The organism is Ensifer aridi, from assembly GCF_002078505.1.
Classification (GTDB): Bacteria; Pseudomonadota; Alphaproteobacteria; order Rhizobiales; family Rhizobiaceae; genus Sinorhizobium; species Sinorhizobium aridi.
Map to the genome: position 1 here is coordinate 101,560 of NZ_LUAV01000013.1, position 24,176 is coordinate 125,735.

General features: G+C 62.2%; 19 protein-coding genes and 2 pseudogenes. 11 read left to right on the forward strand and 10 right to left on the reverse strand.

The window, feature by feature from the left end; translation table 11 throughout:
- Positions 1–51 precede the first annotated feature (51 nt).
- The 6 genes from purL (at position 52) to AYK65_RS13170 (ending at position 6,482) form a co-directional block, all read left to right on the forward strand.
- Positions 52–2,280: a phosphoribosylformylglycinamidine synthase subunit PurL gene (gene purL / locus AYK65_RS13145; protein ID WP_081158672.1), complete on the forward strand. Its 2,229-nt coding sequence runs from the start codon at positions 52–54 to the stop codon at positions 2,278–2,280.
- 128 nt (positions 2,281–2,408) lie between these two features.
- Positions 2,409–2,642, forward strand: a complete 234-nt coding sequence (locus tag AYK65_RS13150) for a BolA/IbaG family iron-sulfur metabolism protein (protein WP_014328481.1) — start codon at positions 2,409–2,411, stop codon at positions 2,640–2,642.
- Between the two features lie 6 nt (positions 2,643–2,648).
- Positions 2,649–2,894 (forward strand): hypothetical protein, encoded by a 246-nt coding sequence (locus tag AYK65_RS13155; protein WP_026613994.1) that lies wholly within the window; start codon positions 2,649–2,651, stop codon positions 2,892–2,894.
- 231 nt (positions 2,895–3,125) lie between these two features.
- Positions 3,126–3,461 carry a Grx4 family monothiol glutaredoxin gene (gene grxD, locus AYK65_RS13160; protein ID WP_081158674.1) on the forward strand — a complete coding sequence of 112 codons (336 nt, stop codon included), beginning with the start codon at positions 3,126–3,128 and terminating at the stop codon, positions 3,459–3,461.
- Positions 3,462–3,857: 396 nt separating this feature from the next.
- Positions 3,858–5,096: a multidrug effflux MFS transporter gene (locus tag AYK65_RS13165; protein WP_081158676.1), complete on the forward strand. Its 1,239-nt coding sequence runs from the start codon at positions 3,858–3,860 to the stop codon at positions 5,094–5,096.
- Between the two features lie 72 nt (positions 5,097–5,168).
- Positions 5,169–6,482, forward strand: coding sequence for a multidrug effflux MFS transporter (locus AYK65_RS13170; RefSeq protein WP_026613991.1), 1,314 nt, complete (start codon positions 5,169–5,171; stop codon positions 6,480–6,482).
- A 61-nt stretch (positions 6,483–6,543) separates the two neighbouring features.
- Here AYK65_RS13170 and AYK65_RS13175 read toward each other — a convergent pair whose 3' ends face one another.
- The 5 genes from AYK65_RS13175 to AYK65_RS13195 all read right to left on the reverse strand — a co-directional run bounded on the left by AYK65_RS13175 (position 6,544) and on the right by AYK65_RS13195 (position 11,851).
- Entirely contained in the window at positions 6,544–7,368 is an 825-nt protein-coding gene (locus AYK65_RS13175; RefSeq protein WP_081158678.1) for an inositol monophosphatase family protein, read from the reverse strand.
- Positions 7,365–8,255, reverse strand: coding sequence for a tRNA 2-thiocytidine(32) synthetase TtcA (gene ttcA, locus AYK65_RS13180; protein ID WP_081158680.1), 891 nt, complete (start codon positions 8,253–8,255; stop codon positions 7,365–7,367). The genes AYK65_RS13175 and ttcA overlap by 4 nt, the downstream gene beginning before the upstream one ends.
- Before the next feature lie 120 nt (positions 8,256–8,375).
- The gene (locus tag AYK65_RS13185) at positions 8,376–9,323 is read right to left on the reverse strand and encodes a glutaminase (protein WP_081158682.1); all 948 of its coding nucleotides are present in this window, start codon (positions 9,321–9,323) and stop codon (positions 8,376–8,378) included.
- Positions 9,324–9,472: 149 nt separating this feature from the next.
- A complete protein-coding gene (gene rpsD / locus AYK65_RS13190; RefSeq protein ID WP_081158684.1) occupies positions 9,473–10,090 on the reverse strand; it encodes a 30S ribosomal protein S4 in 618 nt (205 codons plus the stop codon).
- Between the two features lie 246 nt (positions 10,091–10,336).
- The gene (locus tag AYK65_RS13195; RefSeq protein WP_081158686.1) at positions 10,337–11,851 is read right to left on the reverse strand and encodes a helicase HerA domain-containing protein; all 1,515 of its coding nucleotides are present in this window, start codon (positions 11,849–11,851) and stop codon (positions 10,337–10,339) included.
- 245 nt (positions 11,852–12,096) lie between these two features.
- On the opposite strand from AYK65_RS13195, the gene AYK65_RS31675 reads away from it, so the two are divergent.
- Positions 12,097–12,273 (forward strand): hypothetical protein, encoded by a 177-nt coding sequence (locus tag AYK65_RS31675; protein ID WP_139015643.1) that lies wholly within the window; start codon positions 12,097–12,099, stop codon positions 12,271–12,273.
- Positions 12,274–12,276: 3 nt separating this feature from the next.
- On the opposite strand, the gene murI is transcribed toward AYK65_RS31675, so the two are convergent.
- Both murI and AYK65_RS13205 read right to left on the reverse strand, forming a co-directional pair.
- Positions 12,277–13,077 (reverse strand): glutamate racemase, encoded by an 801-nt coding sequence (gene murI / locus AYK65_RS13200; protein ID WP_081158688.1) that lies wholly within the window; start codon positions 13,075–13,077, stop codon positions 12,277–12,279.
- Positions 13,067–13,906, reverse strand: coding sequence for an RNA methyltransferase (locus AYK65_RS13205; RefSeq protein WP_081158690.1), 840 nt, complete (start codon positions 13,904–13,906; stop codon positions 13,067–13,069). Before AYK65_RS13205 ends, murI begins: the two co-directional genes overlap by 11 nt.
- 217 nt (positions 13,907–14,123) lie before the next feature.
- Between AYK65_RS13205 and AYK65_RS13210 the strand changes: the two genes are divergently transcribed.
- Positions 14,124–15,338, forward strand: a complete 1,215-nt coding sequence (locus AYK65_RS13210; RefSeq protein ID WP_081158692.1) for an NADP-dependent isocitrate dehydrogenase — start codon at positions 14,124–14,126, stop codon at positions 15,336–15,338.
- 154 nt (positions 15,339–15,492) lie between these two features.
- The gene (locus AYK65_RS13215) at positions 15,493–16,242 is read left to right on the forward strand and encodes an HAD-IIB family hydrolase (RefSeq protein WP_081158694.1); all 750 of its coding nucleotides are present in this window, start codon (positions 15,493–15,495) and stop codon (positions 16,240–16,242) included.
- A 128-nt stretch (positions 16,243–16,370) separates the two neighbouring features.
- Here the strand turns inward: AYK65_RS13215 and AYK65_RS13220 are convergent.
- A pseudogene (locus AYK65_RS13220) lies at positions 16,371–17,215 on the reverse strand (AraC family transcriptional regulator).
- 183 nt (positions 17,216–17,398) lie between these two features.
- Here AYK65_RS13220 and AYK65_RS13225 point away from each other — a divergent pair.
- Positions 17,399–19,050 (forward strand): annotated as a pseudogene (locus AYK65_RS13225) (SulP family inorganic anion transporter).
- Positions 19,051–19,098: 48 nt separating this feature from the next.
- Here the strand turns inward: AYK65_RS13225 and alaS are convergent.
- Positions 19,099–21,762, reverse strand: coding sequence for an alanine--tRNA ligase (alaS, locus tag AYK65_RS13230; protein ID WP_046120897.1), 2,664 nt, complete (start codon positions 21,760–21,762; stop codon positions 19,099–19,101).
- A gap of 218 nt (positions 21,763–21,980) precedes the next feature.
- The gene (recA, locus tag AYK65_RS13235) at positions 21,981–23,066 is read right to left on the reverse strand and encodes a recombinase RecA (protein ID WP_026613978.1); all 1,086 of its coding nucleotides are present in this window, start codon (positions 23,064–23,066) and stop codon (positions 21,981–21,983) included.
- A 435-nt stretch (positions 23,067–23,501) separates the two neighbouring features.
- On the opposite strand from recA, the gene AYK65_RS13240 reads away from it, so the two are divergent.
- Positions 23,502–24,176 (forward strand): carbohydrate kinase family protein (locus tag AYK65_RS13240; protein ID WP_081158696.1); only part of this gene is annotated, 675 nt, incomplete at its 3' end.

The following is a 24,176-nucleotide window of genomic DNA, read 5'->3' on the forward strand; positions in this document are numbered from 1 at the left end:
CGTGTCCCTCTCGGAAGGGGTGCGCGCCGCCCGAAGGATTGACGGTCGACGATGACGATTTCCAACACCCGCCCCATCACCCCGGACCTGATCGCCTCGCACGGGCTGAAACCAGACGAATATGAGCGGATCCTGGGCCTGATCGGGCGCGAGCCGACCTTCACGGAGCTCGGCATCTTCTCGGCCATGTGGAACGAGCATTGCTCGTACAAGTCCTCGAAGAAGTGGCTGCGGACGCTTCCGACCAAAGGCCTGCGTGTCATCCAAGGGCCTGGCGAAAACGCCGGCGTCGTCGATATCGATGACGGCGACTGCGTCGTCTTCAAGATGGAAAGCCACAACCATCCGTCCTATATCGAGCCCTACCAGGGAGCCGCGACCGGCGTCGGCGGCATCCTGCGCGACGTCTTCACCATGGGCGCCCGTCCGATCGCCGCGATGAATGCGCTGCGTTTCGGCTCGCCGGATCATCCGAAGACTCGCCACCTCGTTTCCGGCGTCGTCGCCGGTGTGGGCGGCTATGGCAATTCCTTCGGCGTCCCGACCGTTGGCGGCGAGGTCGAATTCGACGCGCGCTACAACGGCAACATCCTCGTCAATGCCTTTGCGGCGGGCCTCGCAAAGAGCGACGCGATCTTCTATTCGAAGGCGGAAGGCGTCGGCCTCCCCGTCGTCTATCTCGGCGCCAAGACCGGCCGCGACGGCGTCGGCGGCGCAACGATGGCATCCGCCGAGTTCGACGAGTCGATCGAAGAGAAGCGGCCCACCGTACAGGTCGGCGATCCCTTCACCGAGAAGTGCCTGCTCGAGGCCTGCCTCGAGCTGATGCAGACAGGCGCGGTCATCGCCATCCAGGACATGGGTGCTGCCGGCCTCACCTGCTCCGCCGTCGAGATGGGGGCCAAGGGCGATCTCGGCATCGAGCTCGATCTCGACAAGGTACCGGTGCGCGAAGAGCAGATGACGGCTTACGAGATGATGCTCTCGGAAAGCCAGGAGCGCATGCTGATGGTGCTGCGCCCGGAGAAGGAAGAGGAAGCCAAGGCGATCTTCGTCAAATGGGGCCTCGACTTTGCGATCGTCGGCAAGACGACCGACGACCTGCGCTTCCGCATCCTGCACCAGGGCGAAGAAGTCGCGAACCTGCCGATCAAGGAACTCGGCGACGAGGCACCGGAATACGACCGTCCCTGGACGCCGGCGAAGATGCCCTCGCCTCTCGCCACCAATGATGTCCCGCAGGCCGATGTCGCCGACGCGCTTCTGAAGCTGGTGGGTTCCGCCAACAACTCCTCGCGCCGTTGGGTGTACGAGCAGTATGACACGCTGATCCAGGGCAACTCGCTGCAACTGCCGGGCGGCGACGCCGGGGTGGTCCGCGTCGACGGTCATGAGACCAAGGCGCTTGCCTTCTCCTCCGACGTGACGCCGCGCTACGTGGAGGCCGATCCGTTCGAAGGTGGCAAGCAGGCCGTCGCCGAGTGCTGGCGCAACCTGACGGCGACCGGTGCCCTGCCGCTCGCCGCGACGGACAATCTGAACTTCGGCAATCCGGAACGCCCGGAAATCATGAGCCAGCTCGTGCATGCGATCAAAGGCATCGGCGAAGCTTGCCGCGCGCTGGAGTTCCCGATCGTCTCCGGCAACGTCTCGCTCTACAACGAGACCAATGGCCAGGCGATTCTGCCGACACCGACCATCGGTGGCGTCGGCCTCATCAAGGACTGGTCGAAGATGGCGCGCGTCCGGTTCGCCGGCGCCGGCGAGGTAATTCTGCTCGCCGGAGCACCGGAAGGATGGGGCACGCATATCGCCCAGTCGGTCTATATGCGCGACATTCACGGCCGCACCGACGGCCCTGCGCCGTATGTCGATCTGGCGCATGAGCGCAACATCGGCGATTTCGTTCGCGCCCTGATCGAGGACGGGCTGGTTACGGCCGTGCATGACTGCTCCTCGGGCGGTCTCGCGCTTGCCGTTGCGGAAATGGCGATGGCTTCCGGCATCGGCGCGACGATCGCGGTTCCGGAGAACGATCCGATTGCGGCCTTCTATGGAGAGGACCAGGGCCGCTATGTCGTTACGGTCGCTCCCGACAAGCTCGATGCGGTCGCCGCACGGGCGGCGGTCGCCGGCATCGACCTGCCGGTCATTGGCAAGACCGGGGGCGATGCGGTGAAGCTCGGGGATGCAAAGGCGGTCTCCGTCGACGAACTGCGTTCCGCGCATGAAGCGTGGTTCCCCGACTACATGGGCGGTGATCTCGCGCCGGACAATTGACCGGAGCTACCGCTCGAAAGGGTCAAATCAGCATTTGCTTTCCGCCCCTGAATCGTGGTTCCCTTGATTTCACGTATGGCGGTCGGCAAGGCTGTCCGCCTGCAGAACAATAAGGGAGTTGGCGTATCATGCCCATGACACCAGGCGATATCGAAGACATGATCAAGGCCGGAATCCCCGGTGCGAAGGTCACGATCCGCGATTTGGCCGGTGACGGCGACCACTATGCCGCCGAAGTCGTGGCCGAGGCGTTTCGCGGCAAGACCCGCGTGCAGCAGCACCAGATGGTCTACAATGCCCTGAAGGGCAATATGGGCGGCATTCTTCACGCACTCGCCCTTCAGACCAGCGCACCGGAGTAAGCCGGAATGGCCGACCTGATCAAGGAGCTTGTCAGCGGCGTCGTTGACAGCGCGCTGAAGGAAATTCTCAAGAAGACCGGCGCAACGAGAACGGCGACGAGGCGTACGAAGCGCCGGACCAGGAAAGCCAAACCGAGCGGTGGGATCGTCGCGGACATCATCGAAGCTGTGATCCGCAAGCCGGCCAAGAAACAAGTGAGCCGTCGCCGCACGGCGGCGGCCCGGAGCAAGCTGCGCCGCCGTTCCGCCTGATGCAGGTCAACCGAAAGTGTGGCGGGCCTTAGCCCAGCGACATGCATCGAGACGAAGACAGAAGCTCACCTGAGGCAAGTCGGATGCGATACGCTCAGGAGTGCTGCGGAAGCCGAACTTTGAGGGCCCATCAATATTTATGCGATTGGGTGATGAAAAGCATGCGCATGCGTGCTATCTAAGCTGCAATCTACATCCGGCCCTTGAAGCCGGCGCAGGAAGGAAGACATCATGAGCGGAATTCACGATTTCATCGATAACGAAGTCAAGAGCAACGACGTCGTTCTCTTCATGAAGGGCACGCCGCAGTTTCCGCAGTGTGGCTTCTCCGGCCAAGTGGTGCAGATCCTCGATTATGTCGGCGTCGACTACAAGGGCATCGACGTGCTCGCTGACGCGGACCTGCGCCAGGGCATCAAGGACTATTCCAACTGGCCGACCATTCCGCAACTCTACGTGAAGGGCGAATTCGTCGGCGGCTGCGATATCGTGCGGGAGATGTTCCAGGCAGGCGAACTGCAGTCTCTTCTTCAGGATCAGGGCATTTCGATCAAGGGTGCCGCCTGACACCTCCGGTCGGCATCTTCGCAATCCTCAAAAAGGCGGGGTGACCGCCTTTTTCGATTCTGGAGATACATGCTGGGATTCTAATTTTCGGCACGCTTCATGAGCAGGCGTCGAAGCTCAAGCCGGGTCACAAAGACATCGTGACGGAAGGCAGTGACGGGGAAGCCTGCCTGAAGCGCCTTTCGAAAAATGCCTCGTTCACTGCCGTGCGTTAGGGGGAGTGAGCGTCTTGAATGATCTTTGGCACAGGGCCGGCAACCCGGCCGTACTGCGTTCTGCTCGAATACCATAAAAGACTGAGTTTATCAGCGAACTTAAAATTTTGCACATGCCGCGTGTTGGCTCAGCGCGGCGATAACCGGCTGCGTCCGACCTGCAGCCGGCGGGATATGTGAAATGACAAAGCCAATAGACCACACCGCGGCCATCTCGGGACTGACGAAGGTGCAGTTCATCGCGCTTATGGCGATGCTGATGTCGATCAACGCGATCTCGATCGACATCATGCTGCCGGGACTGCAGGAAATCGGCGCAAGCCTCGGGGTCATCGATGAAAATGATCGGCAATACGTCATCAGCGCGTATCTGATCGGCATGGGCTGCGCGCAACTCTTCTTCGGACCACTGTCCGACCGCTTCGGGCGAAAGGCGCCACTACTGGGCGGACTGGGGCTTTACGGCGTCTGCGCGCTCGCAATCGTCTTCGTGCCGACCTTCTCGGCACTGTTGGCCCTTCGTTTCGTGCAGGGCATAGGCGCTGCCGCAACCCGAGTCGTCACCGTTTCGATCGTCCGCGATGTCTTTGGCGGTCGTCAGATGGCGGAGATCATGTCGCTGGTCATGATGGTGTTCATGATCGTTCCCGTCATCGCGCCGAGCATCGGACAGTTGATCATGCTGTTTTCCGAGTGGCACATGATCTTCGTCGTGATAACCCTATTTGCGGCCGCGGTCGCGGCGTCGGTCGCACTGCGGCTTCGGGAAACGCTGGCTCCGGCCCATCGGCGTGCCTTCACGGCCAAGGTGATCGCAAACGGTTTCCGCATCGTTCTGACGAACCGGCTGGCGCTCTTCTACACGCTTGCGACCTCCGTTCTCCTCGGAGCCCTTTTCGGCTTCGTCAACTCGGCGCAGCAGATTCTCGTGGGGGTCTACGGGCTCGGGATCTGGTTTCCGGCGGTCTTCGCCGCCTTCGCCGGCATGATGGCGCTGGCCTCTTTCACCAACTCGCGCCTCGTCCAACGGTTCGGCATGCGGGCGCTGTCGCATGCCGCGCTTCTCGGTTTTGCGTTGGCAAGCTTCGTTTGGATGTCAGTCTCGCTGATGGGGCCGCTGTCGCTGCCGCTCTTCATCGTCCTCCACGGCGCAGCGATGTTTCAGTTCGGTCTGATCGCGGCAAACTTCAACGCCATGGCGATGGAGCCGCTCGGCCATGTGGCAGGCACCGCCTCCTCTGTTCTGGGCTTCACCCAGACCATCGGCGGTGCGCTGATCGGTGCGCTGATCGGCCAGGCTTTCGATGGTTCCGTGACACCGCTTGCGGTCGGCTTCTTCACTGTCGGCGTCGTCGCGCTTGCCTGCGTGTTGATCGCTGAAGGCGGCAGGCTTTTCGAGCCGCACAATCCGGCGGGTTAGCGGGGGCGCGAGCGCCTCATCCGCCAGCTCGATTTTTCTCCTCCCAAGATCAGCTCTTACGGATTTTCGACAATGACCTCCATTTCCCAACAATCTTCGCTCGATGAACGGCAATCCGAACATATAGATGGCGTCTCAGGCGCTGCGCGGCTCGGGATGGGCCTCGCCGAATTCATCGTGACCATAGCGGTGATGACGGCGAGCATCGCACTCGCGATCGACAGCATGCTGCCTGCTCTGCCGAGCATCGGGCAGTCGCTGAGCGTCGCCAACGCCAACGACACGCAACTCGTCATCGGCGTCTTCCTGCTCGGCTTCGGAGTCTCGCAGATCTTCTTCGGCAGCATTTCCGATGCATTCGGTCGGCGCGTGGTGCTGCTCGGCGGCCTGGCTTTCTTCACGCTGGGGTCGTTCGCCGCCTCACAGGCGGCGAGCTTCGAAACGCTGCTCGTGCTGCGCTTCCTTCAGGGAATCGGCGCCGCCGCCATTCGCATCACCACCATGGCGGTCGTCCGCGACTGTTTCGGCGGTCGTGAAATGGCGCGCGTCATGTCCTATGTAATGATCGTCTTCATGATCGTTCCGATCGTCGCCCCCTCCCTCGGCCAGCTTGTCATCGTCTATGCGAGTTGGCACTGGGTCTTCATCCTTATCGGCGGCATTGGCGCCGTCCTGTTCATCTGGGCGATGACCCGGATGAAGGAATCCCTGCCGCCGGAGGATCGCCTGCCGCTTTCGGTCGGCGCCGTCCTCTCGGGCTTCCGCACCGTTCTTACGAACCGCATAACCTGCGGCTATATGATCGGGCTTACGCTCTTCTCCGCCGTAATCTGCGCCTACGTCGTCTCCGTTCAGCAGGTCTTCGGAGAAGTCTACGGCCTCGTCGACTGGCTGCCGATCGCCTTTGCCGGAACGGCAGGCGGCATCGCCGTTGCGAATTTCGCCAATGGCTTCTTCGTCCGCAGCTTCGGCATGCGCCGCATCTCGCACGCAGCGATGATCCTCTTCACCCTGCTCGCGGCGATCGGCTATGCCCTCTCGCTCGCCGGCACACCGGCCTTTGCGATCAGCTATCTGCTCTTCTCCATCCTCTTGATGTTCTTCGCGGTTATCGCGACGAACTTCACCGCCATCAGCCTTGAGCCGATGGGGCATCTGGCCGGGACGGCAACGGCGATCACCGGCTTCGTTTCGACGACCGGCGGCACGCTGCTCGGGGCCGGTGTCGGTCAACTGTTCAACGGCACGCTGCAGCCCCTTTTTGGTGGCTTCGCCCTGTTCGGCCTCTTCACCATCCTCGCGACATTGTGGGCGGAACGGGGGAAACTCTTCACTCATCCAGGCGACAAGGATGCCGCTCACGAGCATGGCGGTGCCCACATGTAATGGACAAGCCCGCCCGGCTGCCCGGACGGGCTTTTCTTCTATTCAATCTCGGATCGCGGCATCAGACGGTGAAGACTTCTCGCCGCAGATCCTCCCAGCTTTCCTTGTCGGTCGCGAGAAGCAGCCCGCCATTGGTGTGGGCCGGCAGGTAACGCGACCCATCGAAGCGCGCCGCGTAGGCGCCCGCTTCCTCGGCGATCAGCGTGCCGGCAAGATGATCCCACGGCATCAGCTTCTGATACATGAGGAAATGCAGGTGGCCGCCGGCGAAGATGCGATATTCATGCGCAGCACAGCGATAGCTGGTGGCCATCCGAACCTTTGCCAGATTGCCCATGACGATCCGGCGGTCGTCCTCCTTGTAGAAAGCGGTCGATGCGCCGCCGACCATGTTTTCGAGCGCGACGCCGGCGGTGACCGCCAATCTTTCCTGCGAGCCGTCGGTCCGGCACATCCAGGCGCCTGAGCCCTTCTCCGCGATGACCCAGTCGTTGCCGAGCGGATCGTAGATGATCCCCGCGACCGTCTCCCCCTTGACGACGACACTCGCCATCACACCGAAGAGCGGCAGGCCGGCCGCGAAATTATAGGTGCCGTCGATCGGATCGACGACGATCGCGAGCTCGGCATCGGCCAACTTGTCGAGGATTGCGGGGTCGGCGGCCACGGATTCCTCACCGATGAACACGGCCCCGGGTGCGATCGCATCGATCTTCGATTTGATCAGCCTCTCGGCCGCCTCGTCGCCCTCGGTGACGAGGTCGATCGCTTCGGATTTCATCCGCACGTCGCCCGATCCGAGATTGCGGAACCGCGGCAGGATTTCCTTGACCGCCGCCTCCTGCAGAAGGTTGGCAAGCGCGGCGATGTCGATGGATTGGTTCATTCTTTGGGCTCCGGGCCAAGGGATTGGAAATCGAAAAGCTTCGGATCGAGCAGGTGCGAGGCGTTCACGTGACCCAGCGCGCGCAGCATCGTGTCCTTGCGCCCCGGCATGCGCCGCTCGATGTCGGCAAGCATCGCCTTCATCGCATTGCGCTCGAGGCCGTCCTGCGAACCGCAGAGGTCACAGGGGATGATCGGAAACGCCATTGCGGCCGCGAACTTGGCGAGATCGTCTTCCGCCGCATAGGCAAGCGGCCTTAGCACCATCAGATCGCCCTCGTCGTTCAAGAGCTTCGCCGGCATCGACGCGAGGCGGCCGCCATGGAACAGGTTCATGAAGAAGGTTTCGAGGATGTCTTCGCGATGATGGCCGAGCACCAGCGCGTCGCAGCCCTCTTCGCGAGCGATGCGATAGAGATTACCGCGTCTCAGCCGCGAACAGAGCGAACAATAGGTCGCTCCCGTTGGAACCTTCTCCTTCACGATCGAATAGGTGTCGCGATATTCGATGCGATGCTTGACGCCGATCGACGAAAGATAGTCCGGAAGAATGTGCTTCGGAAAATTCGGCTGCCCCTGGTCGAGGTTGCAGGCGATGAGCTCGACCGGGAGAAGCCCGCGCCACTTGAGGTCCATCAATAAGGCCAGCAGGCTGTAGCTGTCCTTGCCGCCCGAGACGCCGACAAGCCAGCGCTTCGCCCCTTTCAGCATGCCGAAATCGTCGAGCGCCTGGCGTACCTGCCTGAGCAGGCGCTTGCGGAGCTTGTTGAAGGAGACGGATGACGGCATCCGCGAGAAAAGCGGATGGACGTCGGCATCAAGGCCAACGTGTTCCGCATCAAGGGCGATGTTCGTTGTGTCGTACGAAGGCGATTGTGCGAGTTCCATGGCGGCAGTCTTCGGATTCTGCGGGCGAAAACGGTGCGCCCAAGGTTCTGAAGCTGCACTTGCCCCGTCCGGTTCCGAAGATCAAGGGGAAACAGCGCGAGGCCCGTACTTCGGCTTCGGCTACGGCCCGAACACCGACCAGCCGGTGCGGCCGGCGAGCATCTCCAGCGCCAGCGATCCCAGGAGCGAATTGCCATATTCATTGAGCCCCGGCGACCAGACCGCAACGGAAGCTTTGCCCGGCGCCACCGCCAGGATGCCGCCGCCGACGCCGCTCTTGCCTGGCAGGCCGACGCGATAGGCGAAATCGCCGGAGCCGTCATAGTGGCCGCAGGTGAGCATCAGTGCATTGATGCGCCGTGCGCGCTGGCGCGAGACCACGGAATGGCCGGTCAGCGGATTGGCGCCGCCGGCAGCGAGAAACAGCCCGGCCTTGGCAAGCTGGATGCAGGTCATGGCGAGCGCGCAATGGTGGAAATAGACGCCGAGCACGTGCTCGACCGGATGATCGAGCCGCCCGAAAGAGCGCATGAAATTGGCGAGCGCGAAATTGCGGTAACCAGTCGCCGTCTCCGAACGGGCGACCTCATGGTCGATCACGATATTCTCGTCATCAGCGAGGTAGCGGATGAACCGTACGATCTCGCCGATCAGTTCCTTTGGCGTATGCCCGGCAAGGATGAGGTCGCTGATCGTGATGGCGCCCGCATTGATGAATGGATTGCGAGGCTTGCCGCCCTCATGCTCGAGCTGGACGATCGAGTTGAAGGCCGAACCCGATGGCTCGCGTCCGACCCGGTGCCAGATATTCTCGCCATGCTTGCCGAGCGCCAGCGTCAGCGTGAACACCTTGGAAATGCTCTGGATCGAGAACGGCACTTCCGCATCGCCGACGCGGTACACCGCGCCATCGGTGGTGACGATCGCCATCCCGAAATGCCGCGCATCGACGCGGGCAAGCTGCGGGATATAGTCTGCGACCTTGCCCTCTCCGAGGCGCGGCGTCAGCTCGAGATAAATGTCGTCGACGATCGCCTGAAGGTCTTGCTGCGTTCTCGGCTCGTGCATGCGACACTCCTCACTAAGGGCGGTACCAGGCAAGATATACGGTGTGTCCCCTGCGCCCGCTCCAACCTATGGGATTCGTCGGGCATCTTCGTACAAAAAAACCGCCCGTCTCCGGGCGGTTTTTTCGATATTCGCCAGGCCAGGCCTGATTAACGCGAGTAGAATTCGACGACCAGATGCGGTTCCATGACGACCGGATACGGAACATCGGTCAGAACCGGAACGCGGACGAAGGTCGCAACCATCTTGTTGTGGTCGGCTTCGATGTAATCCGGAACGTCGCGTTCGGCGAGCTGCACGGATTCGAGAACCGACACGAGCTGCTTGGACTTTTCCTTGACTTCAATGACGTCGCCCGGCTTGCAGCGGTAGGAACCGATGTTGACGCGGACGCCGTTGACCTTGACGTGGCCGTGGTTGACGAACTGGCGGGCAGCAAAGACAGTCGGAACGAACTTGGCGCGGTAGACGATCGCGTCGAGGCGCGACTCTAGCAGGCCGATCAGGTTTTCCGGCGTGTCGCCCTTGCGGCGGGAAGCTTCGTCGAAGATCGCGCGGAACTGCTTTTCACGGATGTCGCCATAATAGCCCTTCAGCTTCTGCTTGGCGCGCAGCTGCACGCCGAAGTCCGAAAGCTTGGACTTGCGGCGCTGGCCGTGCTGGCCGGGGCCGTATTCGCGGCGGTTTACCGGGGACTTCGGACGGCCCCAGATGTTTTCGCCCATGCGGCGGTCAATTTTGTACTTGGACGATTCGCGCTTGCTCATCGCATTTCCTTTCAACAAGTTACGCCGGTTTGTTGCCAAACCGGTCAAGGAAACACGCCCTCCTCTGAACCCATTTTCGGGGCTCTGACAGGCCTCTCGCGATCACGCGAACGCGGAGAAGCCACGGGACATGTCAAATGAAACACCGGGCATCGCTGCCCGGCGTTGGGCGGGTCTTTAAGCACTGACCGCCGAATTGTCAATGAGATGGGACGGAAATATAGCGATTTCCGCTAATTCCACCGCTCACTCCGCAGCGGCGCGCTCGGAGCCGCCGATATCCGGGGCATTTGCGTCGCCCGGAGCCGTCTCCTTGCCAAGATCGGGGAAAGCGACGATGCGCTTGCCTGAGAAATCCGCATGCACCACGATGAGCCCCTGCTCCTCGAAGTAGCCAAGCAGCCGCCGAGCGCGGCGGGCGGAGTGTGTGCCGTAAGCCCGCGCGATCATCGCGTCCGAAGGGCACGGCAGCCCGCGCAGGGCCGCCTGCGCCATCATCAGGAACACACCTTGCAGGTCCTCCGTCACCCGGTCGGCAAGCCGGAGCGTGGAGGACCAGGTCTCGCTTGCCGCTGTGTCGGCATCGACGCCGGACCGGGCGATCGCCATTTTGCGGCGGAAAGCACTGAGCGAGAGCGCTGGGCCGGGCACGCGACGAATGCGGCAACGGACGAGGAAATCCTGGAAAAGCTCGGCATCGGGCCGGAATGCAGCCTCGGGATTTCCCAGGATCTCGACAAAGAGACTGTCGAGCAGCGCTTCCCGCTCCTCTGCGGATATCTCCGGCTGGGCCTGCTTCACCTCGACAGCCGCCGCCGGCTCCGGACGCGGCCGCGACAATTCGGCCAGAATGTCGGTCGCGGGACGCGGTTGCGGCACCGGGCGCCGCGTTACCGGCCGGCTCAATTCCTCGGGATCAGGCGTGAAGATCAGATCTTCGACATCCTGCGGCGCTTCCGGCAGCGGCATCAGCATCGGGCTGGTCGATCGTGCCGAAGTTTCGACCGAGCCGATCGTCACCTTCAGCGGCCGCCGCGACAGCGCCGGGCCAAGCGCCACGAAGGAACCGCGTTTCAAGTCGCGGAACATCTCCGCCGTTCGCCGGTCCATGCCGAGCAGATCGGCGGCGCGCAGCATGTCGATGTCGAGGAAGGTGCGTCCCATCAGGAAGTTTGAGGCTTCCGCCGCAACATTCTTGGCGAGCTTCGCCAGCCGCTGTGTGGCGATGACGCCCGCAAGCCCGCGCTTGCGGCCGCGGCACATGAGATTGGTCATGGCGCCGAGCGAGATCTTGCGCGCTTCTTCCGAAACGTCACCGCCCACTGACGGGGCAAACATCTGTGCCTCGTCGACGACCACGAGAACCGGATACCAATACTCGCGGTCCGCATCGAACATCGCGTTCAAAAACATGCCGGCGCTGCGCATCTGCTGTTCTATGTCCAGTCCTTCGAGCGAAAGGACGCAGGAAACGCGGTGTTGACGGATGCGCGTGGCGATGCCGATGAGCTCCGCGTCCGTGCGCTCGCCCTCGACCACCACGTGGCCGAATTTGTCCGCAAGCGTGACGAAATCGCCTTCGGGATCGATGATGCACTGCTGCACCCAGGGGGCGGATTGTTCGAGCAAGCGGCGCAAGAGATGCGACTTTCCGGAGCCGGAATTGCCCTGGACCAGAAGACGCGTCGCCAGAAGCTCTTCGATATCGAGCGAGGCCGAAGTCCCCTCGGACGTCGTTCCCATGTCGATGCCGACTTTCATTCCCACCTCTTTACCATGGAGTGATTCGCAACCCCGCCGGGATCGCAAAACGATCGACACCTAGCACGGTTTTGCCCGCGGTCAGGACTGCTATTCTGACAACTCACAGGAATACGCTGGTCATTCGGAGACAGTAAAATTGCTTCGCAGGAGAAAGCTCGCAAAAGTTGAAAGCAGGTAGAACTGCTACTATCTCTTTTTGGAAGCCTAATAACGGGCTCACATAGGGGTTGCAAACTAATCTGATGTCCCAACGCGAAACCGAAAACCACTTTCAATTCGACAAGCAAATGCGCGAAGCGGGCAAGGACGCTTACCGCGTCACCTCGCGGGCCGAAGCGCGCCGCTCCTGGCTTAGCTTGGCCCTTGCGATCGCCATTGTGCTTGCTCTGGCCGCCTTCATCCTGCCTACAGCCTTCTGACAATTACGCGGAAAGCACGGTCAGCCCGAAGCCCTGCATCAACCGTCGCGTGGCGAAATCTGGCTTGCCGGAGGTGAATATCGCCGGGTCCTCCCCGTTCAACGGTCCGAAACCGTTCGGCACTGGAACGAGCGAACGCGCCCGCCGCGCGATCGCCTCGGCTGGATCCAGCCAGTCGACCGGCCAGGGCGCCAGCCGCCGAAAGACGTTCGCCATGAAGGGATAATGCGTGCAGGCGAGCACGACGATGTCGGTCTTACCGCCGTCCATCTCCACGAAACAAGGGGCGATCTCTGCCAAGACCGCCTCGTCCTCCAGCGTCTCGCCGCGAATATAGGCCTCCGCCATGCGCGCCAGGTTTTCCGAGCCGACAAGCCGGACATGGCATTGCGAGGCGAAGGACTGAATGAGATCGCGCGTATAGGCCCGCTTCACCGTGCCCGGCGTCGCGAGCACGGAGACGAGACCCGAACGCGTTCTTTCGGCCGCGGGCTTGATGGCGGGGACCGTGCCGACGAAGGTCATCTCTGGATAGGCGGCGCGCAAATCCGCACCTACGAGCGTGAAGGCCGTGTTGCAGGCGATGACACAAATTTCCGGATCGTGCCTGGCGAGCAACTGGCCGAAAAGGGTGATTACGCGCTCCTTAAGCGCGCCCTCCTCCCAGCCGCCATAGGGAAAGCCGGCATCGTCGGCGACATAGATGAAGTGCCGCTCCGGTATCAACACGCGCGCTTCGCGCAGCACCGTCAGCCCGCCGATCCCGCTATCGAAGACGAGAATGGGTTTCAGTTCAGTCGTCACCGCCGCCGTGCACTTTCCTGCCGCGCCCTTTGCTGCTGTCAACCGGCGCGCCCGACCCACGCGGATTTTCGCGGGTGAACCGGTCGAGCGAAGAGATGACGCCGCGCAGCACCTGAATTTCGGATTCGGTAAAGGATGGTCTCGTCAGAACGGCACGCAGGTTTTCGACCAATTTCGGCTTTTTGTCGGCGGGGCGGAAATAGTTGCGTGCATCGAGCGCTTCCTCCAGATGCTGGAACAGACCGTTTAGCTGTTCCTTCGTGGCCGGCCGCTGTTCGATCGCCTGGAAGGAGGTCTCCTCCTCCGATGCCATGCCGGTCTTCATCCATTCATAGGACATCAGCAGCACGGCCTGTGCGAGATTGAGCGAGGCGAAGGCGGGGTTGACCGGGAAGGTCACGATCTCGTCGGCGAGCGCCACTTCCTCGTTGGTCAATCCCGTACGCTCTCGGCCAAAAATGATCCCAACCCCCTGCCCGCTCTTGAATCGCTGGCGCAGTTCGCGCGCCGCAATGATCGGCGAGCGGACCGGCTTATAGCCATCGCGGTCGCGCGCGGTGGTCGCATAGACGAAATTGAGGTCCGCGATCGCCTCTTCGAGCGTACCGTAAAGCTTGGCCCTGTCGATCACATGATCGGCGCGGCTGGCGGCAGAGCGCGCCTTTTCGTTCGGCCAGCCGTCACGCGGATTGACGAGGCGCAGCTCCGACAGCCCGAAATTCGCCATGGCGCGCGCCACCATGCCGATGTTCTCGCCGAGCTGCGGATAGGCGAGAATGATCGCCGGGCCTTCGGTCAAGAGTTCGCGCTCGCTGTTGGTGCCTGCCATTTCCGATATCGCCTTCTGTTTGGCGCTTCCCTCGCACAAATGGCTCCCAAATTAAAGTCTTCGATTGAGAGCTCGTCCGCAAACAACGGTCCCCTTTCCTGCACCCAAAGTTTCGGCCCAGCACGCTTTGCCTTGCCGCCTCACAGTGCTATAGGGCTGTGGATTTTTCCACCGGAGGACATCGCGTCCGGTGTCCCACAAAGCACGAGGCATATTCATGGCAAAGATCAAGGTCGCCAATCCGGTCGTTGAACTCGACGGCGATGAGATGACCCGTATCATCTGGCAGTTCATCAAGGACAAGCTGATCCATCCCTATCTCGACCTCGATCTCGAATATTACGACCTCAGCGTCGAGAACCGCGATGCGACCGAAGACCAGGTGACGATCGATGCCGCGAACGCCATCAAGAAGCACGGTGTCGGTGTCAAGTGCGCGACGATCACGCCGGACGAGGCCCGCGTGGAGGAGTTCAATCTGAAGAAGATGTGGAAGTCGCCTAACGGCACGATCCGCAACATTCTTGGCGGCGTCATCTTCCGCGAGCCGATCATCTGCAAGAACGTGCCGCGCCTCGTGCCGGGTTGGACCAAGCCGATCATCGTCGGCCGTCATGCCTTCGGCGACCAGTATCGCGCTACCGACTTCAAATTCCCGGGCAAGGGTAAGCTCACGATCAAGTTCGTCGGCGAAGACGGCCAGACGATCGAGCACGACGTCTACGATGCCCCCGGCGCCGGCGTTGCACTCGCCATGTACAACCTCGACGAGTCGATCACCGAATTCGCCCGCGCCTCCTTCAACTACGGCTTGCAGCGCAAGGTGCCGGTCTATCTCTCGACCAAGAACACGATCCTCAAGGCCTATGACGGCCGCTTCAAGGACATCTTCCAGAAGGTGTTCGACGAGGAGTTCGCCGCGCAGTTCAAGGCCGAGAAGCTCTGGTATGAGCACCGCCTGATCGACGACATGGTCGCCTCGGCTCTGAAGTGGTCCGGCGGCTACGTCTGGGCCTGCAAAAACTATGACGGCGACGTCCAGTCCGACATCGTCGCTCAGGGCTTCGGCTCGCTCGGCCTGATGACCTCGGTGCTGATGACGCCGGACGGCAAGACGGTCGAAGCGGAAGCAGCGCACGGAACGGTCACCCGTCACTACCGCCAGCATCAGAAGGGCGAAGAAACCTCCACCAACTCGATCGCATCGATTTTCGCCTGGACCCGTGGCCTTGCCCACCGCGCGAAGCTCGACGGTAACGCCGAACTTGCGAAGTTCTCCGAAACGCTGGAGCGTGTCTGCGTTGAGACTGTCGAAGCCGGTTTAATGACCAAGGACCTGGCGCTCCTGATCGGTCCCGACCAGCCGTGGCTCTCGACCACCGGCTTCCTCGACAAGATCGACGAGAATCTCAGGAAGGCGATGGCCGCCTAAGGCCGGCCGAGATTGCCGCGATGTTCGAAACCCGGCCGATGTGCCGGGTTTCTTGCATTCCGGTGACGATTGCCGCGGCGGGTAACCCGAAGGCTGCGCGGAACAGGTTGCAGCGCCCGATCGTTTTCCGAGGTAGCGGAGGGGGCGGTAAAAGATGGCGATCAAGCCCGTAAGACTTGTTGCGTCCGACATCGATGGTACGCTTCTTGGCCACGAGGCAGCCGCCGAACGCTTCCAATGCGCATGGGATGCGCTCAGCAGGCACGAGCGGCCGCTCCTCATTTACAACAGCGGCCGGCCAGCTGACGACATGCTGGCACTGGTCGACGCAAAGCTGTTGCCGAAGCCCGACTACGTGATCGGAGGCGTCGGCACAATGATTATCGATGAGCGAATGCGGGCGCGCGTCGAAGGCTTCGTCAAGGAACTCGGCCAGCCGCTCGATGCGGCAGCACTCGCGGCCGTCATGAACACGATCGAGGGCGTAATACCCCAGGCGGCCGCGGATCAGCATCCGCACAAGTCGAGCTGGTGTCTGCACGACGCCGAAGAGCAACGCATCCATGAGATCGCCGCGAGGCTGGTGGGCGCCGGACTGGATGTCAAACTGATCTATTCGAGCAGACGCGATCTCGACATTCTGCCACACGCAGGCGGCAAGGGGCGAGCGCTTGCCTGGATTTGCCGCGAACTGGCAGTCGACCTCGACGAGGTGGTCGTCGCCGGCGACACCGGCAACGACCGGGAGATGTTCGAAATGCCGCATGTGCGCGGCGTGGTCGTTTCCAATGCGCTTCCCGAGCTGCGCCAAGCCATCGGGCATGATCGCCGACATTTTCTCGCCCAAGCCTCCCATGCCGACGGCGTGATCGAGGGGCTGCGCCACTGGGGTGTCATCGGATAGATCGGCTAATGCATGTCGCTCAAAATGCGCGCGTTTTTTGCGACATGCATAAAAACAAAGATCTAGAGCGCGTCGCATGGCTCCATTTAAATGCGATGCGGTTTATGTTCGGTACCCGCGCGCAGGGGTTATTTCAACGGCAGATGGACTTCCGTGAGCAGGTCCGTCGGGGCGACTTCCCGCGGATTGTTGAGATATTTCTCGAACATCACGCTGTCGCGGATCGCGCGGCCGGACTGCGGCAGCCAAGTCGCATAGAGCCACTGGCCTTCGGCATATCGGCATAAGGCCCCTTGTGTCGCAGCACCGCGTACTGGCCACCATCGATCTTCTGCGGTGTCAGTGGCGCTTCGACAGGGACGTCGTCCGTCGCCGTCACGCAGGCAAAGGAGCGGAGCTTTTCCGTCTCCACCAGTTCCGGATCATCCAGGTAAATGCCGATCATCTCCATCCCCGGGCGGAACAAGCTGCGTGCAAACAGTGTGCCGAAGAGCGTCTCGAAGGCTTGGCCAATTGCCATGTAGGAGCCCGCATGAGCTACGCCGACGAGTGCAAGGGGATCGATTTGTCGCAAGGTGACATCATACATGGCAGGATTTCCTTTCGGCGAAGAGGTTTCGAAGACTTTGTGGCTCCCCTCCCTTCTGTAACGCGCCGGCGGAAGGCCGTAGACGGCCTTGAAGGTGCGGTTGAAGGATTGAACATTCGGGTAGCCGGAGCGTCGCGTAATCGCTTCTACCGGGAGATCGGTCTGGACGAGATCGGCGGCCGCCCTTTGCAGCCGCAACCGCTTCACCGTCGCCGCCAAGGTTTCCCCATGCACCGCACGATAGATGCGGTGCCAATGGTGCGGCGACAGGCATGCGATCTCCGATAGGCGGTCTAGATCAAGCTCCTCGTCGAGATGCGCATAGATATGAGCCGAGACGCGGTGGAGCCGCTTTTCATATGTCGACCACGCACCTTCACCCATGCCGAACACCCATGTCGAACCTTTCGCGCTTCGCGGACTCGTTCAAACCACAGTTCGATTTCACAAATCCTGCTGTTCTTTACCCTTTTCCCGACTGCTTGTGCGGCGTCGCGACTCAGCTAGGCTGAGCATGCCGACACCTACAATTCCGCCAGCGTGACGGCATCCGGAAAAGCCTCGCCGATGCCCGACTCCCTCGTTCCGAAAACGATCAGCACCCTTGCCGAAGGATATGGCCTCGCCCGCCTGAGGGCCGACGCCCTCGCCGGCTTGACCGTCGCGATCGTGGCGCTGCCGCTCTCCATGGCGATCGCCATCGCCTCCGGCGTCACGCCGGACCGGGGGCTTTATACCGCGATCGTCGGCGGCTTCATCGTCTCGCTTCTCGGCGGCAGCCGCGTGCAGATCGGCGGCCCGGCGGGCGCCTTCATCGTCCTCGTCGCCGCCACCGGCGCCCGCCATGGCCTGGACGGGCTGCTGCTCGCAACCGCCATGGGCGGCATCATGCTCATCGCCGCGGGCTACCTGCGGTTAGGCCAATATATCAAGTTCATCCCCTACCCCGTCACGGTCGGCTTCACCGCCGGGATCGCCGTGATCATCTTCGCAAGCCAGTTGCGTGATCTCTTTGGCCTCACGCTTTCCGGTGCCGAACCGGGGCCGATCGTCGACAAGCTCATCGCGCTCGGCCACGCCGCCGGCACGGTCAACTGGGCAGCGGTGCTGACGGCGGCACTGACGATCGGCATCATTCTCGGGCTGCGCCGGTTACGGCCGCATTGGCCCGGCATGCTGATCGCGGTCGCGGCCGCCTCGGCCTTCGTCGCTCTCCTGCAATTGCCGGCAGAAACGATCGGCACGCGGTTCGGCGGCATCCCGCGCGGGCTGCGTCTTCCCACCTTGCCGCCGCTTTCGCTCGACAAGGCGGCCGCCGTCTTCCCGGACGCAGTCTCGTTTGCCCTTCTCGGCGCGATCGAGTCCTTGCTGTCGGCTGTCGTCGCGGATGGAATGACGGGGCGCAGGCATCGCTCCAGCATGGAACTGATCGCCCAGGGGGTCGCAAATATCTGCTCGGCGCTCTTTGGCGGCATCTGTGTCACCGGTACGATCGCCCGGACGGCGACGAATGTGCGCGCCGGTGCGACGAGCCCGGTTTCCGGCATGCTGCATTCCGTCTTTCTTTTGCTTTTCATGCTTCTGGCGGCCCCTCTCGCGAGCTACATCCCGCTTGCTTCGCTGGCGGGCGTGCTCGCGATCGTTGCTTGGAACATGATCGAACCCCCCCCGTCATGGCGCTCCTGCGCTCCTCTTATGGCGACGCCGTCGTCTTGCTCGCCACCTTTCTCATCGTCGTCTTTCGGGACCTCACGGAGGGGATCGTCATCGGTTTCGCGCTCGGCGCCGTGCTGTTCATCGATCGCATGGCGAAAAGCATCTCGATCGGCGAAACGAAACCGCTGTCGCCTCTGCCCCAGGAGAATGGCGAGGAACATCCCGTCGTTGCCGACGACCCCAATACGGTAATCTATCGCATTTCCGGCATCTTCTTCTTTGGCTCGGCAGCGACCGTGGGGACCGTCCTCGACCGCATAGCCGACCAGCGCCGCAATTTCATTCTCGACTGCACCGAAGTGCCGTTCCTGGATTCCACCGCCGCAAACGTCATCGAAGGCACTTTGCGCAAGGCGGAACGCAGCGGAGTGCGCTTCATCATCACCGGCGCGAGGCCGCAGGTACGCCGCGCGCTCTATCAGCACCATGTCCGGCCGCCGCGCGTGCTGATGCGCGCCTCGATCGAGGCAGCGCTCGAAGTCATCCGAAACGAACAGACATGAAAAAGGGCGCCGCAGCGCCCTTTTCTTCGTCCTTGCTTTGCGTGCCGCTCAGCCAGCCAGCGCAACGGCGACCGCTTCGATCGCCTCGGCTGCACGCCCGCCGTCCGGCCCGCCGGCCTGGGCCATGTCCGGGCGTCCGCCGCCGCCCTTGCCGCCGAGCGCCGCAGAGGCGACGCGCACCAGATCGACCGCACTGACTTTCGACGTAAGGTCGTCCGTCACAGCCACGACGGCGCTCGCCTTACCATCACCGCTGACGCCGACAAAGGCGACGACGCCGGAACCGAGCGTCTTCTTGCCGTCGTCCGCGAGACTCTTCAGATCCTTCGGCTCGACGCCGGACACGACGCGGCCGAGGAAGCGGACGCCACCTATCTCGCGAGCCGCATCGCCCGAACCGTTCTGACCGTCACCCGCGAGCGCGAGTTTCTTCTTCGCCTCGGTAAGCTCCCTCTCCAGCTTGCGCCGCTCATCGAGAAGAGCCTCGACCCGTCCGAGGACATCCGAAGGCTGGACCTTGAGTGCCGCAGCGAGCGTCTTTACCCGCTCGTCCTGTTCGTTGAGATAGGCGCGAGCTGCCTCGCCCGTCAGTGCCTCGACGCGGCGCACGCCGGCGCCGACGGCTCCCTCAGAGACAATGCGGATGAGGCCGATATCGCCCGTCGCAGAGACATGCGTGCCGCCGCAAAGCTCGACCGAATAGGGCCTCCCTGCCTTCGAGCCGCGAATACCCTGCCCCATCGACACCACGCGCACTTCGTCGCCGTATTTCTCGCCGAAGAGCGCCATGGCACCTTCCGCGATCGCATCGTCGACGCTCATGAGCCGCGTGGTCACCGGGGTGTTCTGAACGACGATCTCGTTCGCCATCTCCTCGACGACCTTCAATTCTTCCGCCGTCATAGGCTTCGGATGCGATACGTCGAAGCGCAGGCGATCGGGCGCAACGAGCGAGCCCTTCTGCGCCACGTGTGTACCAAGGACTTCCCGCAGCGCCTCGTGCAACAGGTGGGTCGCGGAGTGATTTGAGCGGAGCCGCGTGCGGCGTGCATGATCGACCGTCAAGGCGGCCGCCTCACCGGTTTTTACGCTGCCTTCCGCCACGACGCAGTAGTGTACGAAGAGCCCTTCGCCGCGCTTTTGCGTGTCGGTGACGGTGAGCTTGCCCGTCTCGGTGGTGATAACGCCGGTGTCGCCCACCTGGCCGCCGGATTCGCCATAGAAGGGCGTCTGGTTCAGGATCACCTGAACGGTCTCGCCTTTGGCAGCGGACTCGACCACGGCGCCGTCACGGACGATCGCCTGGATCACACCTTCCGCCGCTTCAGTGTCATAGCCGAGGAAATCGGTGGCACCGTGCTTCTCCTTGAGTTCGAACCAGATGGTCTCGGTCGCAGCTTCGCCGGAGCCGGCCCAGTTGGCGCGGGCCTCGGCCTTCTGTCGTTCCATGGCGGCGGAGAACGCGTCGGTATCGACGGTAATGCCCTTGGCGCGCAGCGCATCCTGCGTCAGGTCGAGCGGGAAGCCATAGGTGTCATAGAGCCTGAAGGCGGTCTCGCCGCTGAACTGGTCGCCTTCCGAGAGTCCGGCCGAAGCGTCCGCGAGCAGGTTCAAGCCACGTTCGAGCGTCTTGCGGAAACGCGTCTCTTCCAGCTTCAGTGTTTCCGAAATCAGCGCCTCGGCGCGCAGGAGCTCCGGATAGGCGCGGCCCATCTGGCCGACGAGCGCCGGCAGGAGCTTCCACATCAGCGGCTCCTGTGCGCCGAGCAATTGCGCATGACGCATAGCGCGGCGCATGATCCGGCGCAGGACATAGCCACGGCCTTCGTTCGAGGGCAGCACGCCATCGGCGATCAGGAACGCGGACGAGCGCAGGTGGTCGGCGATGACGCGATGGCTCGCGCGACGATCGCCCTCGGCCTTGACGCCCGTTGCCTCTTCGGAGGCTGCAATCAGCGCGCGGAAAAGGTCGATGTCGTAGTTGTCATGCTGGCCCTGCAGTACTGCAGCAACGCGCTCCAGCCCCATACCGGTATCGATCGACGGACGCGGCAGGTCGATGCGTTCTTCCTTCGTGACCTGCTCGTATTGCATGAAGACGAGGTTCCAGATCTCGATGAAGCGGTCGCCGTCTTCCTCGGCCGACCCGGGCGGTCCGCCCCAGATCTGCTCGCCGTGATCGTAGAAGATTTCCGAGCACGGGCCGCAGGGGCCGGTATCGCCCATGGCCCAGAAGTTGTCGCTCGTCGGAATGCGGATGATGCGGTCGTCGCTGAATCCGGCGATCTTTTTCCAGAGGCCGTAGGCCTCGTCGTCGGTGTGATAGACGGTCACGAGCAGGCGCTTGGCGTCGAGCCCGTATTCCTTGGTGATCAGGTTCCAGGCAAGCTCGATCGCGCGCTCCTTGAAATAGTCGCCGAAGGAGAAGTTGCCGAGCATCTCGAAGAAGGTATGGTGTCGGGCGGTGTAGCCGACATTGTCGAGGTCGTTGTGCTTGCCGCCGGCGCGCACGCATTTCTGCGCCGTGGCCGCGGTAGAATACGGACGCTGCTCGAGCCCGGTGAAGACGTTCTTGAACTGCACCATACCGGCATTGGTGAACATCAACGTCGGGTCGTTGCGCGGCACCAAGGGGCTCGACGGCACGATCTCGTGGCCGTTCTTGCGGAAATAGTCGAGAAACATCGACCGGATTTCATTCACGCCGCTCATCTTGCGTCCTATCTGTGCACCATTCCCGGCGGCGACCGGCCTTCACTGGGCCGCCTGCCGCATTCTTCAACCCCGCGCCTATGTTCATAGCCGCCCCTCCAACGAGCGCAGCCGTCGGAACCACTGGCTTTTATCTTCCGTGCATCACGCTGTCCAGACGCAGCAAAGCCGGCTGCCGCAACGACAGCCGGCTTGATGAAATTCCGTCGTTCGGCTTCTTACATCTCGGCGACGTCGTCGCCGTCGCTCTCCGGTCCACCATTTTCGAGGAAGCGATCGGCGATCAAGCCAGCATTCTGCCTGAGAGTCATCTCGATCTCGCGGGCAAGATCCGGATTGTCGCGCAGGAAGAGCTTTGCATTCTCCCGGCCCTGGCCGAGGCGCTGGCTGTTATAGGAGAACCAGGCGCCGGATTTCTCCACCACACCCGCTTTGACGCCGAGATCGATGAGTTCGCCGGTCTTGGAAACACCCTCGCCATACATGATGTCGAATTCCACCTGCTTGAAGGGCGGCGCCATCTTGTTCTTGACGACCTTGACGCGGGTCTGGTTGCCGACAACCTCCTCACGCTCCTTGACGGAGCCGATACGGCGGATATCGAGGCGGACCGATGCGTAGAACTTCAGCGCATTGCCGCCGGTCGTCGTCTCGGGCGAGCCAAACATCACGCCGATCTTCATGCGGATCTGGTTGATGAAGATCACCATGCAGTTGGACTTGGAGATCGAGGCCGTCAGCTTGCGCAGCGCCTGGCTCATCAGGCGCGCCTGCATGCCCGGCAGGCTGTCGCCCATCTCGCCTTCGATTTCGGCGCGCGGCACAAGCGCCGCGACGGAATCGACGACGAGCACGTCGATCGCACCGGAGCGGACCAGCGTGTCGGTGATCTCCAGCGCCTGCTCGCCCGTATCGGGCTGCGAGATCAGGAGGTTCTCCAGATCGACGCCCAGCTTGCGGGCATAGACCGGATCGAGCGCATGCTCGGCGTCGACGAAAGCGCAAATACCGCCCTTCTTCTGCGCCTCGGCAACGGTCTGAAGCGCCAGTGTCGTCTTGCCTGAGCTTTCCGGACCGTAAATCTCGATGATGCGGCCTTTCGGCAGTCCGCCGATGCCAAGCGCGATATCGAGGCCGAGCGAGCCGGTCGAAACGGTTTCGATCTCGACCACACTGTCCTTCGATCCGAGCCTCATAATCGATCCCTTGCCGAACGAACGTTCGATCTGGGAAAGAGCCGCTTCAAGTGCCTTGCCTTTATCCACCGATTTGTCCTCTACAAGCCGCAAAGAGTTTTGTGCCATTGGGTCCACCTTTAGGTTATTGGAGCTATCGAGGCAATGAAGCCGCCGCAGGAGTTTTTGTACATGTTTTGTTCTGTTTTTGCAATGGCGTGTCAACCACTTGAATAATATAAATTATTCTTTGTCTGTTCGATTCCTGTTCACGGGCGCGTTATACGCCGTTTCCACAGGCGGCGCGGGACTTTCGTCCATCGCTCGGTTCGCCTTGAGAATCGCGATGGATCGGCTACTGCATGATTCCTTAAATCGGAATCGATTTAAGGACAAAATCATGCAGCAATTCAAAGTGCTACAGCGACCTTTACGCGTCCAGTTGGACGCGCGGCGCTGTAGGCCCAGACTGATCCCAATTCCGGAATAATAGAGCGGAATGCGGGCGGAAGAACGGCCTACAAATTCTTCTGGCCCCCTCGCAATGGGGCTACTGGAGCGGACATGAAAGCACGGGACATCGCCGTTTTCGGCGGCGCTCATATCGATCGCCGCGGCCGGATCAGCGGCACGACGACGCCGGGAGCGAGCAATCCCGGCAGGTGGTTCGAGGAAGCTGGGGGCGGCGGCTTCAATGCCGCGCGAAACCTCGCCCGCCTTGGCCATCGCGTGCGGATGATCGGCCCGCGCGGCGGCGACGCTGCCGGCGACATGGTGGCTGCGGCCGCGGCCGCCGCCGGCCTGATCGATCGCCCTTTCATCTTTCTCGACCGCAAGACGCCGAGCTATACGGCGATCCTTGAAAACGACGGCAATCTCGTCATCGCACTCGCGGACATGGATCTCTACACGCTGTTCACGCCGCGCCGCCTGCAGCAGCGCGCGACGCGGGAGGTCTTGGCAGTGAGCGATCTCGTGCTGATGGACGCGAACCTGCCGCAGGAGACATTGACAGCGCTTGTGGGCGCGGCTTCCGGAGACAGGCGGCTCATCGCCGGTATCGCCGTTTCTCCGGCAAAGGTGATCCGCTACGGCGAGTGCCTCGCGGGCCTCGATTACCTGTTCATGAACGAGGCGGAGGCAAAGGCAATCACCGGAGCCGAGGTTGCCGCGGTCGAGGAATGGCCGTCGCTGTTGCATGCCAAGGGGCTTCGCGGCGGCGTCGTCACCCGCGGCGGG

Bases quoted from the DNA above. Each gene is read 5' to 3' on its own strand.
- AYK65_RS13155 (WP_026613994.1), top strand. From the start codon at position 2,649: ATGGCCGACCTGATCAAGGAGCTTGTCAGCGGCGTCGTTGACAGCGCG.
- AYK65_RS13210 (WP_081158692.1), top strand. From the start codon at position 14,124: ATGGCAAAGATCAAGGTCGCCAATCCGGTCGTTGAACTCGACGGCGAT.
- AYK65_RS13175 (WP_081158678.1), bottom strand. From the start codon at position 7,368: ATGAACCAATCCATCGACATCGCCGCGCTTGCCAACCTTCTGCAGGAG.
- recA (WP_026613978.1), bottom strand. From the start codon at position 23,066: ATGGCACAAAACTCTTTGCGGCTTGTAGAGGACAAATCGGTGGATAAA.
- rpsD (WP_081158684.1), bottom strand. From the start codon at position 10,090: ATGAGCAAGCGCGAATCGTCCAAGTACAAAATTGACCGCCGCATGGGC.
- AYK65_RS13170 (WP_026613991.1), top strand. From the start codon at position 5,169: ATGACCTCCATTTCCCAACAATCTTCGCTCGATGAACGGCAATCCGAA.
- AYK65_RS13205 (WP_081158690.1), bottom strand. From the start codon at position 13,906: ATGGCAGGCACCAACAGCGAGCGCGAACTCTTGACCGAAGGCCCGGCG.
- grxD (WP_081158674.1), top strand. From the start codon at position 3,126: ATGAGCGGAATTCACGATTTCATCGATAACGAAGTCAAGAGCAACGAC.
- AYK65_RS31675 (WP_139015643.1), top strand. From the start codon at position 12,097: ATGTCCCAACGCGAAACCGAAAACCACTTTCAATTCGACAAGCAAATG.
- purL (WP_081158672.1), top strand. From the start codon at position 52: ATGACGATTTCCAACACCCGCCCCATCACCCCGGACCTGATCGCCTCG.
- AYK65_RS13185 (WP_081158682.1), bottom strand. From the start codon at position 9,323: ATGCACGAGCCGAGAACGCAGCAAGACCTTCAGGCGATCGTCGACGAC.
- AYK65_RS13215 (WP_081158694.1), top strand. From the start codon at position 15,493: ATGGCGATCAAGCCCGTAAGACTTGTTGCGTCCGACATCGATGGTACG.
- AYK65_RS13165 (WP_081158676.1), top strand. From the start codon at position 3,858: ATGACAAAGCCAATAGACCACACCGCGGCCATCTCGGGACTGACGAAG.
- alaS (WP_046120897.1), bottom strand. From the start codon at position 21,762: ATGAGCGGCGTGAATGAAATCCGGTCGATGTTTCTCGACTATTTCCGC.
- AYK65_RS13195 (WP_081158686.1), bottom strand. From the start codon at position 11,851: ATGAAAGTCGGCATCGACATGGGAACGACGTCCGAGGGGACTTCGGCC.
- ttcA (WP_081158680.1), bottom strand. From the start codon at position 8,255: ATGGAACTCGCACAATCGCCTTCGTACGACACAACGAACATCGCCCTT.
- AYK65_RS13150 (WP_014328481.1), top strand. From the start codon at position 2,409: ATGCCCATGACACCAGGCGATATCGAAGACATGATCAAGGCCGGAATC.